Consider the following 12,828-nt stretch of genomic DNA (forward strand, 5'->3'; position numbering starts at 1 on the left):
GCGTTCACGTGCGCGCGGGCGGGGCCTCCGCCTCGTGCGCTCCGGTCCGGCACCTCCACCCCGGAGGCCCTGATGCACCCTCGCACCTTTGCCCCGAATTTCCTGGCCCTGCCCGCCCTCCTCGTCCTGGCCCTCTCCCTGGCCGCGCCCCTGGCGGCCCAGACCCCTGCCCCGGGGGACATCCTGCATTCCCCTTCCGGCCAACTGAGGATCGAAATCACGCGCATCCCCGAGAAGAACGAGGCCTGGCTGGTCTCGAGCCGCGACGGGCAACGGCGGCTGCTCCACCGCTTCCCGCGCGATCTCGACGCCGTCTTCTCGCCCGACGACAGCCGCATCGCCCTGGTGGACTGGGAATCCAGCGACCGCGCCGTGGTGCTGGTGTTCGAGCGTCGGCGCGACCTGGAGTACGCCCGCCTCGACGCGGACGTGGACACGCCCGCCTGGAAGGCCTGCGCCCGGAGCCTGGGCGTGCCCGGCCCCGAGGTCTTCGCCAACCGCTACACCGCCGCCCTCTCCTGGTCGGGCGACTCCGGGGCGCTGCTGCTGCGCCTGACGGGAATGCTCGAAACAGGCGAATTGCTGAGCGGGTTCCACTGCATCTACGACCTCGCCGCCCGCAAGGTGCTCCTGGACCTGGCCCGCATGAACAAGACGGCCCTGGCGCGACGGCCCTGACCCGGTCCGCGCGGGGCCAGGGCGCATCCGGCGCAATCCCTGCTGGTCCGCAGCCCGCTGTTATGACAGGATGCCATCTTCCGCCGCTTGGCGCGTGAAGTTGGCCAAGGTCCCATCCAGGTACCGGACGAAGGAGTGTCGGCATGCGCAAGGCCTCGATCCATCGGATGCTTGTCGCCAGGCTCTTGCTGGTGTTCGTCCTGCTGTCGGCGGTGGTTTGCGCCTTCGACTACTACTATGAGCTTGAAAAGGTGGACGAGCACGTCCTGCGTCTGGCCCTGGAGGAATCGAGCCACTTCCGGGAGGATGAGGTGCGCTACGTGCGCGACGGCGACCTGCGCCGCCTTGAGGCCGGCGCCCGGGAACACCTGATGACCAGCGCCTTCATGATCATCGAGTTCTACGACGCGAACCGAAAGCCCCTGGTTGAGGTGACGAAGCCCGAAGCCGCCTCCATCGAGGAACAGTTCAACAGACTCGCCCACCAGGACCTGCTGGGCGACGCGCCCAGGTACCGCAAGCTCGAACACCAGGGACGCCTCTACCTCCGGGTTGCCGCGCCGCTGGCTGTCGATGGGAGCGTCGCCGGGTATTTCGAAGGCATCTACGCGGTGGGGGAGGCCGAATTTGCCCGCATCCGGGAGCAGATGGCCTTTTCCCTGCTGAAGGTCGTTGCCGTGGTCTTCGTGACCACCCTGGCGCTCTACCCCGTGATCCTGGCCCTCAACCGGCGCGTGCTCGACTACGCCGGTGTGCTGCTGGAGGCCAACATCGGCGCGCTGGAATCGCTGGGCAACGCCGTGGCCAAGCGCGACAGCGACACCAGCGAGCACAACTACAGGGTCACGCTCCAGGCCATCGCCCTGGCCGAACGCCTGGGCCTGGACAGGCCGACACTTCAGGAACTGGTCAAGGGCGCGTTCCTGCACGACGTGGGCAAAATCGCCATCAGCGACGCCATCCTGCTCAAGCCCGGCAGGCTCACGGAGGAGGAATTCGCCGTCATGCGCACCCACGTGGCCCACGGCGTGGACATCCTGAGCGATTACCAATGGCTGAAGGAGGCCGTCCACGTGGTGGAATTCCACCACGAAAAGTTCGACGGCTCGGGATATGTCCGGGGCCTCAAAGGGCGCGACATCCCGGAGACCGCCCGGATCTTCTGCATCGTGGACGTGTTCGACGCGCTCACTTCCAGGCGCCCCTACAAGGAACCGTTCTCCTGCGAGACGGCCCTCGCCATCCTGCGCGAGGGCAGCGGCACGCATTTCGACCCGGACTGCCTGGAGGCTTTCCTGGCCATCGCGCCGGAGCTTCACGAAGCCCAACGGACCATGGACGAGCGCACGCTCAGGACGCTCCTGCGGGCGAGAGTGCGCGCGCTGTTCGGCTAGCGGGGCTCGGGGAAACCTCGGCTGGGGGAACGGCTCCCAAGGCGGCGGCCGGCCCGGGCAGGGCTTGGGCGACGCGTCACTCCTCGCCGAGGCCGGGCGACCGGCCTCGCGACGCGGGCAGGACTCGGGGGGCCCGGGTCGGGCGTACGCCTTCGTACGCCGACGGATGCGGGACGGTTGCGGACCCGCCGTTCAGCCCTGGCAGACCCTGTCGCGTCCGGCGCGCTTGGCCTCGTAGAGGGCCTTGTCGGCGCGGTGGAGCAGGTCGTCGGCGGAATCCGCCTCGCGCACGGAGGCCACCCCTGCGCTCACGGTCTGGGGCCTGCCGCTCTCGAAGGCGCTGCCCTTTACGGCCAGGCGCACGCGTTCGGCCACCACCAGGGCCTCTTGGGGGCCCGTCTCGGGGCAGAGGATCAGGAACTCCTCCCCGCCCCAGCGACCCAGCATGTCCGTGCCGCGCAGGCTGTTCTGGGCCGCGCGCGCAACGGCCACCAGGACACGGTCGCCCATGAGGTGGCCCAGGTCGTCGTTGACGGACTTGAAGCTGTCCAGGTCCAGCATCACGATGGACAGCGGGCGGGCGTAGCGTCTGGCGCGCTCCAGCTCCCGGGCGAACTGTTCGTTCATCTTCAGGCGGTTGGGCAGCCCGGTGAGGGTGTCGGTGAGTGAGCGGCGCGTCAGCTCCTCGTTGTGCCTGCGCAGCCGCCAGTTCCAGACCGCCGCCAGGACCAGCAGCGCCGCCACGCCCGCGCCCACGCGCCAGATGAGCGCCTTGCTCACGCCTGTCTGCACGTTGATGGAGACGTGCCGGTTGACGATCTGCTCGCGCTCCTGGGGGGTGATGGTGCGGATGGCCCGGTCGAGCACGTCGCGCAGCATGGGGTCGTTCTTGGCCACGCCCATGCGCAGTTGGTTGGCGTAGCCCGGCAGCTGCCCAGCGATCTTGAGGTTGAAGAGCCCTTCCTTCTTGATGGTGTAGGCCGCCACGATGAGCGAGCGCATGGTCATGTCGGCCTTGCGGTCCGAGACCATGGCGATGGCCTCCTCCTCGGTGTCGGTGACGAGCACGCGCAGGTTGGGGTAGTCGCGCCGGATGCGCTCCTCCATGGCGGTGCCCTTGGGGAAGACGATGGACTCGCCCGTGAGCCCCGCCGGGTCGCTGATGAAGGCGTGCTCCTCGCGCGTGATGAAGACGTTGGGGTCGCTGAAAAGCGGCTGGGTGAAGACGAGCCATTCCTCGCGCTTGGGAGTCTGGTTAAGGAAGCTCAGGACCCGGCAGAGGCCCTGGCGCGAAGCATCCAGGGATTCGTCCCAGTCCTTGGTGCGCGTCAGCTCGAACTCGATGCCCGCGCGGCGGCCCACCAGGGCCACCAGGTCCGCCGCGATGCCCTCGTGCTGGCCCTGCGGGTTGATGCGCTCGAAGGGAACCCAGTCCGGGTCCACGCAGAGGGTCACGCGGCCCAGGGAGCGGATGTAGTCCTGCTCCACCTCGGTGTAGACCTGGGCCAGCGATGGGCCGGGCGCGAGGCAGAGAAGGAGGGCAAGGACGGCAAGGAGCGCGAAGGCGCGCCAGGAGAGGCGGGGCATGCCGCCACCAGGGGGCGCGAAGCGCGCACGACGGGGGCCACGTGCCGGAAGCAGGGACGGAGCAACCGCTAAAGGCACGCTCGCGGCGAGGGGGCCTCGCGGCGCGTAAGACTTGGCGCGCGGACAGACCAGCGAGTGCATTATTCCTTCTAGGGGACGGGGGGGAGGGAAGTCAATGCACGAGGCACCTGCTCCGTTCATTTAGGAAGGATCATTTGATCATACCTTTCACCAAGCAACATTCTTGCCCCATCACCATTCCCAGAGAAACTCAAATATATCAGATAGGGAGCGAGCACGGAAATGCCTCCTAACAGACCAAGGACTCCGAGCAGTATTCCATATGATGAGAACCTATTACGCCACGCCATCCAAATCGCTGAAAGTACAAGAAGACTCGTGAAATCAGCATTGAACTGACCAGCCCAGCTCAGATCATATATATCTCCGAAGAAAACATCGATAAAACCCCACCCTCTCCTGCCTACCACGGCAACAGTATACGGAACAATAAACCCAACCAGACACATCAGCAATACGCGAAAAGCATTCATGGCCATCCTCCCGACTGATTGTTTGCATCACGACAAAGGCGAGTGTAGCCTCCTTGGGAGCAAACAATCCATTACCTACAAGGTAAATGACATGACCACCTCCCATGACCTTCCCTCCAAGGGGGGGAGCATCGGCGACACCATACGCCTTTGGAGAAAAAACAGGAAAATCAGCCAGATGGACCTTGCGCTCAACATTGATACGTCCGCGCGACACCTGAGTTTCGTGGAGACCGGCAAATCCAGACCGAGTCGTCAACTTATCATTCGCATCGCGGAATCATTGAACATGCCGTTCAGGCATCGCAACGCGTTGCTGACGATGGCGGGGCACACGCTTGAACGCGAGCCTTTACCCTTTGACGCTGAATCTATGACAACCATCCGTCAAGCGTTGCAGCGTCTGCTGGACACCCACGAACCTCTTCCTGCATTTGTTGTCGACTCTGCATACAATATAAAGATGAAAAACTCTGGATACGCCAGACTTGTCGCGTCACTGACAGGAGCAGACGCCCTCAAGAAATACACGAACGTATACCTCTTGACATTTTCAGAAGATGGCCTCTGCAACCGCATCATAGACTGGCCTCGTGTCGGCAGGTTCATGCTGGACAGATTGAAGAGTGAAGCGTCATTCCATCAGGATGCAAGACTTTTTTCGCTTTACAATACCTGTAACGGTTTGTTTCGCAACACCCCGGAGGTTAATGAACCAAGTCTCAACGACCTCCCCGTATTGCCGCTCATGTTTGAACACAAGCCGACGCCATTGAGTTTCATCACAATGATCACCACGTTGGGAACGCCTCTCGACGCCGCGACCCAGGAGCTGCGCATCGAATCGCTCCACCCGTCAGATGAAGCGACAAAACTTCTGTTCACCAAAGCGGCGGCACTCGTCTGAAGCCCTGCGGCGCAACAAATAAGGCGGCCCCTCGCGGGGCCGCCTTTCGTATTCTCTCTGTCCGCTCACCGAAGGGCTATCCCTCCGGCCGCCGGGCGCTTCGCGCTCCGGCGTCTCGTCCCTGGCGCTACCAGGTCTTCTTGCGCTGTTCTTCCAGGGCCTTGGCCTGTTCTTCCCAGTCGCTGAAGCCGGCGTGGTAGAGGGAGTCGCCCACGGTCTTCTCCCAGTCCCACACGGCGTAGATCACCGGTTTGTGGAAGGCCGCGCGGAACTTCTCCAGCTCCTGGCGGTAGAAGCTCTCCTTGGGGGTGTCCAGGTGGTCGCGCAGCTGGCCGGAGAGGCGGGTCTGCTCGCCCTCGTACCATTCGTTCAGGTCCTTGGCGGTGTTGTACTTCTTCAGGATGTGCTCGTACTTGTGCGACTTGAGCAGCTCGTGCAGGCGGTGCAGGTGCTGCTCCGCGATCCAGCCGCCCAGGCGCGACACCGGGATGTTCAGGGCCTCCACGGCGGCCACGTCGAACTTGGTCTGGTAATAGGTGTCGGGCACCACCGAGGCGCTCACGATGCCCGCGATGGACACCAGCCCCCGCAGGATCAGGCTGTTGGACACGCCCTGACCGCAGAAGCCCACCTTCTTGCCCATCTTCTGTCCGGTGAAGATGGTCACGAGGATGGCCCAGACCACGGCCGGGTCCTCCTCGTCGTAGATGTGCTTGAGGCTGGAGTTGTCGCGGTCGGTGGCAAGCACCATCTGGGTCATGTCGTTGGAGCCGATGGAGAAGCCGTCGAACTCCTGGATGAACTCCTTGGCCAGGATGGCGTTGGAGGGAATTTCGCTCATCATGTGCAGCTTCAGGCCGTCCTCGCCGGAGCGCATGCGGTGCACGCGCGAGAGGTAGCGGCGCATGGAGCGGGCTTCCTCGAGCGTGCGCACGAAGGGCAGCATCATCTGGAGGTTCTTGCCCCCGAAGATGCCCCGGGCCAGCTTGAAGGACTCGATCTCCCAGTCGTGGATGTTGCGCGAGACGCCCCGGTAGCCCAGCATGGGGTTGTCTTCCATGTGCTCGAAGAGCATGCCGCCCACGAGGTTGCGGTACTCGTTGGACTTGAAGTCCGTGGTGCGGTAGATGATGGGCTTGCCGTAGAAGGCCATGGCGAAGAGCGAGAGGTTCTGGGCCAGGGTCTGGACGTAAAGTTCCTTGCCGGTGCGGTAGCCCCGGGAGCGCAGCTGCTTGGCGATGCGCCCGGGCAGGGTGCTCACCTCTTCCATCTCGCGCTGGATGCCCACCTGGCGGGCGATCTCGGCGCGCATGGTCTTGATCTTCTCCAGGGTCTCCACGATGAAGGGCTCGGCGGCCACGGCCTGGGCGCGCTCGGCCACGTGGGCCTTCACTTCCATGCGGCGCTTCACGGCGTCGGCGTGGGTGGAGGTGTCGTTCAACTCCTCCCAGTAGCCCAGGATCACGGCCACGTGGTCTTCCAGGCTCACGGAGGTCTTGAGCACGTCCAGGCGGCGGGTGGCGTTGCCCAGGTATTCGTCGAGCTTCTTGTCGAGCTCGCGCAGCTTGCGGTGGATGGCCAGCACCTCGTCGGTGCCGCGCGCGCCCTCGCGCTCGGTGAGGTGTTCAAGCTCCTTGGTGAGGCCGGTGACCAGGCCCACGTACTGGCGCAGCTTCAGGTCCATGGGGATGTAGCCCGCGGACATCTGCTCCTTGATCACCTTGGTGAGGCGCTGGTCGTACTCGTGGAGCTTCTTGTCCACCAGCTGGTTGAGCACGCCCTGGTCGTAGGCTTCGAGGGCCATGGGGTGCACGCCGATGTTGCCCAGCATGAACTCGGCGCGCAAGAGGCCCACCTCGAAGTCCGGCATCATGCGCAGGCGCGAGAGGAAGAGCGCCTGGCCCACGTCGGCCAGGATGAGGCCCACCTTGGTCTTGGTTTCGGGCAGCTTGGAGAGGTCCATCTCGCCGCCCACGGCGATGAGGGGCAGAAGCCCCCGGTAGGCCACGCCGCGCGAGCCGTCCACCGTGACCTCCTGGCCGTCCAGGGAGCGCAGCAGCTCGGAGCGCTGGATGCCGATGACGGCCGGGATGCCCAGCTCGCGGGAGGTGATGGCGGCGTGGGAGGTGTCGCCGCCCACGTCGGCCAGGATGGCCGAGGCCACGCGCATGCCGGGCACCATGTCCGGGTCGGTGCGTTCGGCGGCGAGGATGTCGCCCTTGTTGATCTTGTTGAGCTCCAGGGCCGAGCGCAGGAACTTCACCATGCCCTGTCCCGCGCCGCGCGAGGCCCCGTTGCCTTCGAGGATCACCTCGGCGCGCACGAGGGCCTTGGGGTCCACCTCCATGCGGCGCATGAAGATGGTGTCGGGGTGCAGCTCGAACTCTTCGTTCCAGCGGGTCTCGGGGCGGGCCTGCACGAACCAGAGCCGCTCGGACTGGTCGATGCAGAACTCGGTGTCCATGATCATGCCGCCGTAGGCCACGGAGATGGCGCGCACGCCCCGGGCGACCTCCTCGGCCTGGGCCAGGGAGAGCGCCCAGCGATAGGCCTCCAGCTCGTCCACGGGGACGATCTTGGTGCCGCCGCGCTCGTCGTAAATGATCTTCTTGTCCTTGAAGCCCATGAAGCGGATGACCACCTCGCGGGCGTCCTCGCTCTGGAAGACGAAGAGCTTGTCCGGGGTGACCATGCCGCCCACCACGGCCTCGCCCAGGCCGTAGGAGCAGTCGATGGAGACGAGATCCTTGCGGTCGGTGCCGCGGCAGCCGGTGGCGGTGTCTGCGGAGAAGGCCGTGCCGGAGATCACGGGGTTGATCATGCGCATGAGGCACACCGAGAGGGAGGTGTTCTCGATGGCCCATTCCTGCTTGGCCTTTTCGGCGATTTCGTCGTCGCCGGTGCGCTCGGCCAGCTGCACGGCGTCGAGAATGGCCTCGCGGCGGTAGGTCATGGAGCGCAGGTTGTAGGCCGAGGAGCAGTCCCACTGGTAGGCCTCGACCACGCGGTCGTCGCCCACGATGTTCAGATAGGTGTCCTGGAGGCCCGCGAAGGCCTTCTTGCGGGAGTCTTCCCCGGCGGCGGAGGAGCGCACGGCCACGGGCACGTCTTCCAGGCCGGCCTCGCGGCAGATGTCCTGGTAGCCTTCGCGCACGGCCTCGGCCACGTCCAGGGGCAGGTCCACGCAGAGGATGGCCACCTGCACGAGCACGGAGCGCTTGCGCAGCTGGTCGATGCCTTCGGGGGAGGTGGCGAAGCCTTCCACCACGTTGTTCACGAAGGTGCGCAGCTTGATGAGCGTGACCTTGTCCGGCTCGGTGGCCTTGACCTCCTGCGCCAGGGTACGCACGAAATGCTTGAGGAATTCCGGATCCTTGTTGACTTCCTCGCTGGTCCAGTCAACGCGGTTGTATTCGTGGTCGACGGTCTGGCGGATGAGCGCGGCGTTGACCTTGGTCTCGTCCAGGAGCTTGTGGAACGCCAGGGAGGAAACGGCCCGGAACTGCGGGGCGCGGATGCCCTGGACCTGGCTGATGATGGCGGTGTTGTAGTTCTTGCCACCCACCACCAGTTCGGCCTCCTCGCCGATGGCCGCGATGTCGGCCCCGGTGAGGATGAGCTTCTTGGTCAGTTCCTTTTTCTCCTTGGCGGGGGCTTTGGGAGCGGCTTTAGCCATTCGATTCCTCCTGGGAAGTCCGAAGATGCTTGTGCGGCCGGTTCGTCGCGGTTCGCGAGGGGTCGCGCGGGTCAGCCGGGGGGCCGCCGCCGGGTCCGGAGCGCGCGGCGGCTGGGGTTTCGTCGCGGGGCGGATTTTAGCAGGAACAGGCGCGAGGGCTCCAGTATTTTCTTTCGCGGCCTTCGCGGGGCTCCCAACGCATACAATTCACATTTTCAGCAAACCACAGCCTCCCGCCCGGCCCCGGCCGGAGGCCGGGAATCCAGGCGGGAAGCGGCCGGAGCCGGTTTTCCCGGCTCCGGGGTCGTTCGCTAATCCTGAGTATACTCCATGCCGTAGCCGCACCAGGGGCAGTAGTGGAAATCCTCCGCTCCCAGGGGTTCCTTGCAGCCGGGGCAGGCTTTGCCCACGGGGGCCAGCTCCACCAGGAGCTCGCCCTCCTTCACGGGCACCATTTTCTTGTCCTCGAAGTAGTCGGCGTTCTTGAGCACGCGCTTCACCACGCCTTCCACCTGGGCGAGGACCGATTTCTCCTGCTTCATCACAGAGATGTTGAACATCGCCTGGCCGGGCTTCACGAAGTCGCCGGGGGAGACGTGCATCACCCAGAGGTCGCCGTTGCAGGGCGCGGCCACATGGAAGGGATTGTTGGGGTCGGCCATGGGCAGGTCCTGCGCGCCCTTGCCGCCCAGGGCCTCGGCCACCTTCACCTGATGGGAGAGGATCTCCGAGTCCAGCACGTAGCGCACCACGCTCATGCCCTGGTGGTCCGGGGCGGAGATGTCGAGCAGCGTGAAGGTGTGGGGCTTGCCGCGCGAGTCCTCGAAGAAGAGCTCCTGTCCGGGTTCCAGGCCTTCGAACCACACGTCCAGGGGCAGGCGGTTGGGGTCGCCGAACTTGGTGCGGAACTCGATGGTCTTGAGCGCGTCGCCGGGGTGGTTCAGATACATCACGAACTCTTCCGGGGTGGGCTCGCGCTGGAGGCGCTTGGCCAAGGCCTTCTCCTCGGAGGGCAGGTCCACGTCCTTGAGCGAGGCCAGGGGCGAGTCGGTGGTGCGCTGTTCGATGGCGGCGCGCCAGTCCGGCCCGAAGGCGGACTCGTACACCCAGTCCGGCGGCCAGCCCAGGGGCAGCTTGCCGTACTTGCCCAGGAGCAGCTGACGGAAGGCGTCGTTGGCGTCGGCGTAGAGCATGAGCCGGTCGGCCTTGCAGGCCTGGGTGACGCACTCGTCGGGGTGCATGCTGGTGGCGTCGAGCACCTCGAGCATGTCGCGCACGGCGCGCTCCCCGCCGCGCTTGTAGGCCCCGGTCACGGCCAGGAAGGCCGTGTTCCAGGTGATCTGGGAGCCTGGCGTGACGTCGTGGTAGCGCACGATGCGCCGCGTTCCGGCCAGGAACTTGAGCATGTAGGGCAGCAGATGGATGTAGCCCTGCTTGAGCGCGCCCTCCTGGCTGGAGCTGGTGGCCCCGCCGGGCATGCCGTGCTCCACCACGTCGTAGTCGATGCCCTGGAAGTATGGGGCGGTGTAACGGTCGTAGTAAGGCATGACCTGCTTGAGCACGAAGCCGCAGGTGCGGATCATCTCCTTGTTCAGGCTGGTCTTCAGGCCCAGTTCGTCTTCCAGGTAGGCCGCCGTGGAGAGCACCTCGCCCTGGCCGTACCAGCGCACGCTGGCGCCGATGGCCGTGTCCACGATGTGCGCCCCGGCCTTGGCCGCCGCGCCCACGGCGGGCACGAAGAGGCCGTCGGTGTAGTGTCGGTGGTAGTCAACAACCAGGTCGGGGTACTTGTCGCGGATGGCCGCCACGAGGGCCGAGACGAAGCGCGGCGGGCACATGCCGGCCATGTCCTTGAGCGCCAGGATGATGATCTTCGAGACCTTCTTCTTGGAGAGCCCGGCCACCTTGGCGCAGCACTCCAGGATGTCTTCGAGCACGCCCATGTAGTGGTGCACGTCGAAGCCCTTGGCCCAGGAGAGGGAGATGGCGGGCTGGAAGACGTTGCCCTTGGAATTGAGCGCCACCTCCGCGAAGGGCTGCATGTTCTCGATGTGGTTCAGGAAGTCGAAGCAGCGGATGATGTCGTAGTGTTCGCAGATCATCTCGCCGGTCAGGCGCATGAGGTTGCGCGGCTGGGGCTTGTAGCCCAGCACGTTGGTGGAGCGGATGAGTATCTGCTTGCAGGTTTTGGGGGCGAAGCAGTTCCACTGCTCCCCTTCGGTGAAGGGGTAGGTCATGTTGGCCATCATGGCCACGTGGAAGTGCGCGCCGCCGCCGTTCTCCAGGGAGAGGAAGCCGCAGTTGTCCAGGTAGGGGCCGATTAGGGCGTCCTCGGCCAGGCGGAAGCGGTTGCCGGAGTTGGACTGGGTGATGTCGCGGGTGGTGGTGTCCACGAAATGGACGAGCCCCGAGTCGCGGATCTGGTCCAGCAGGGCCTGGCGGTCGCCCCTTGGGTAGGGAGGCTTCCAGGCCTTGCGGTCGAACACGGGCATGGCCGGGGTGAAGCGGCCGAGGCGTTTGTCGGCGCGGCCCCGGTATTCGCCCAGCTGCACGTGGGGGTTGTAGCCCTTGGCGGAGATTTCGCTCACCAGCTTGGAGAGGCGCAGGGCCTCGGGCTCCACGTCGTGGTATTCCAGGAGCTCGGGGGCGGTGGCGATGAAGTTGGTGTCGTAGTCGCCCGAGCGGAAGCGCGGGTGGTTGATCACCTGGAGGTGGAAGGGGATGGTGGTTTTGGGCCCGCCCACGATGTATTCGCGCAGCGCCCTGTCCATGGTGCCCAGCACCTTCTCCCAGGAGCGGCCGTAGGCCATGAGCAGCGCGCCGGCCGAGTCGTACTGGGAGGGGAATTCGTAGCCCGCGGAGATGCAGGAGTCCAGGCGCACGCCGGGGCCGCCGGGGGAGATGTAGCGCGTGATGAGCCCGGCGTTGGGGGTGAAGCCCTGGCGCGGGTCCTCGCAGTTGATGCGCACCTGCACGCACCAGTTGAAGGGCTTGGCGTTGGTCTTGCTGTAGCGAAGCTTCCCGCCGAAGGCCACGGAGATCTGTTCCTCCACCAGGTCGATGCCGTAGCGGCACTCGGTGATGCCGTGTTCCACCTGGAGGCGGGTGTTCACCTCGATGAGGTAGGGGGTGCCGTCGGGCTCCACCAGGAATTCCACGGTGGCCAGGGAGTAGTAGCCCACGTGCTTGACGAGCTTCTCGGCCCACTCCTTGAGCTGTTCGCGCAGCTCGGCGGTCATGCCCTTCCAGGGGGAGGGGGTGATCTCCACGAGCTTCTGGTGGTTGCGCTGCACGGTGCAGTCGCGCTCGTCCAGGGCCAGGACGTTGCCGTGCTTGTCGGCGATGACCTGGATCTCGATGTGGCGCACGCTGCGCAGGTATTTTTCCACATAGAGGCGCGGGTTGCCGAAGCTGGCCTGGGCCAGGGCCGAGGCCTTGGAGAAGGCCTCCTCCAGCTGCTTGGGCTCGTGCACCACGTAGATGCCGCGCCCGCCGCCGCCGCCCTCGGCCTTGAGCATGATGGGGAAGGTGATCTGGCTTGCGATCTCGCGGGCCTCGGGCACGCTCACCGCGCCCTCGGAGCCCGGCACCACGGGGATGCCCAGATTCTTGGCCACGTTGCGCACGGCCACCTTGTTGCCCAGGAGGTTCATGGCCTCGGAGGTGGGGCCGATGAACACGATGCCGGCCTCGGCGCACTTGGCGGGGAAGGTGTGGTCTTCGGAGGCGAAGCCCCAGCCGGGATGGATGGCCGCGATGCGCCGGGCCTTTGCCTCACGGATGATAAGGTCGATGTCCAGGTAGGCCCTGGGGTCTTCGCCCAGGAGGATCAGTTCGCGGGCGCCGGCCACGGAGGGGGAGGTCATGTCCACCTTGGTGGCGGTGAGCACGGGCACGGCGTGGAAGCGCTCGCGGATGGAGCGCAGCACCCTGCGGGCCGTGATGCCCCGGTTGGCGACAAGAATCTTCTTGCCCTGGATTTCCTTGAGAACGTCGTTGAAGGTCTTAACGCCCATGGGAGATGTACCTAAC

At 65.4% G+C, this 12,828-nt stretch carries 7 protein-coding genes; 3 read left to right on the forward strand and 4 right to left on the reverse strand.

Annotated features, from left to right (window positions below):
- Positions 1–72: 72 nt before the first annotated feature.
- Both NNJEOMEG_RS01750 and NNJEOMEG_RS01755 read left to right on the forward strand, forming a co-directional pair.
- Positions 73–678: a hypothetical protein gene (locus NNJEOMEG_RS01750; protein WP_173080675.1), complete on the forward strand. Its 606-nt coding sequence runs from the start codon at positions 73–75 to the stop codon at positions 676–678.
- Positions 679–821: 143 nt separating this feature from the next.
- A complete protein-coding gene (locus NNJEOMEG_RS01755; RefSeq protein WP_173080677.1) occupies positions 822–2,072 on the forward strand; it encodes an HD-GYP domain-containing protein in 1,251 nt (416 codons plus the stop codon).
- Positions 2,073–2,264: 192 nt separating this feature from the next.
- On the opposite strand, the gene NNJEOMEG_RS01760 is transcribed toward NNJEOMEG_RS01755, so the two are convergent.
- Together NNJEOMEG_RS01760 and NNJEOMEG_RS01765 are read right to left on the reverse strand one after the other, a co-directional pair.
- A complete protein-coding gene (locus NNJEOMEG_RS01760) occupies positions 2,265–3,659 on the reverse strand; it encodes a diguanylate cyclase (protein ID WP_173080679.1) in 1,395 nt (464 codons plus the stop codon).
- 197 nt (positions 3,660–3,856) lie between these two features.
- Entirely contained in the window at positions 3,857–4,213 is a 357-nt protein-coding gene (locus NNJEOMEG_RS01765; RefSeq protein WP_173080682.1) for a hypothetical protein, read from the reverse strand.
- A 91-nt stretch (positions 4,214–4,304) separates the two neighbouring features.
- Between NNJEOMEG_RS01765 and NNJEOMEG_RS01770 the strand changes: the two genes are divergently transcribed.
- Positions 4,305–5,120, forward strand: coding sequence for a helix-turn-helix domain-containing protein (locus NNJEOMEG_RS01770; protein WP_173080683.1), 816 nt, complete (start codon positions 4,305–4,307; stop codon positions 5,118–5,120).
- Between the two features lie 127 nt (positions 5,121–5,247).
- Here NNJEOMEG_RS01770 and NNJEOMEG_RS01775 read toward each other — a convergent pair whose 3' ends face one another.
- Together NNJEOMEG_RS01775 and NNJEOMEG_RS01780 are read right to left on the reverse strand one after the other, a co-directional pair.
- Positions 5,248–8,796, reverse strand: a complete 3,549-nt coding sequence (locus tag NNJEOMEG_RS01775; protein WP_173080685.1) for a PEP/pyruvate-binding domain-containing protein — start codon at positions 8,794–8,796, stop codon at positions 5,248–5,250.
- 311 nt (positions 8,797–9,107) lie between these two features.
- Entirely contained in the window at positions 9,108–12,812 is a 3,705-nt protein-coding gene (locus tag NNJEOMEG_RS01780; protein ID WP_173080688.1) for a pyruvate carboxylase, read from the reverse strand.
- Positions 12,813–12,828 lie beyond the last annotated feature (16 nt).

The organism is Fundidesulfovibrio magnetotacticus, from assembly GCF_013019105.1.
GTDB classification, from domain to species: Bacteria; Desulfobacterota; Desulfovibrionia; order Desulfovibrionales; family Desulfovibrionaceae; genus Fundidesulfovibrio; species Fundidesulfovibrio magnetotacticus.

Excerpts from the sequence above, each read along its gene's own strand:
- NNJEOMEG_RS01765 (WP_173080682.1), bottom strand. The coding sequence starts at position 4,213 with ATGAATGCTTTTCGCGTATTGCTGATGTGTCTGGTTGGGTTTATTGTT.
- NNJEOMEG_RS01750 (WP_173080675.1), top strand. The coding sequence starts at position 73 with ATGCACCCTCGCACCTTTGCCCCGAATTTCCTGGCCCTGCCCGCCCTC.
- NNJEOMEG_RS01780 (WP_173080688.1), bottom strand. The coding sequence starts at position 12,812 with ATGGGCGTTAAGACCTTCAACGACGTTCTCAAGGAAATCCAGGGCAAG.
- NNJEOMEG_RS01770 (WP_173080683.1), top strand. The coding sequence starts at position 4,305 with ATGACCACCTCCCATGACCTTCCCTCCAAGGGGGGGAGCATCGGCGAC.
- NNJEOMEG_RS01760 (WP_173080679.1), bottom strand. The coding sequence starts at position 3,659 with ATGCCCCGCCTCTCCTGGCGCGCCTTCGCGCTCCTTGCCGTCCTTGCC.
- NNJEOMEG_RS01775 (WP_173080685.1), bottom strand. The coding sequence starts at position 8,796 with ATGGCTAAAGCCGCTCCCAAAGCCCCCGCCAAGGAGAAAAAGGAACTG.
- NNJEOMEG_RS01755 (WP_173080677.1), top strand. The coding sequence starts at position 822 with ATGCGCAAGGCCTCGATCCATCGGATGCTTGTCGCCAGGCTCTTGCTG.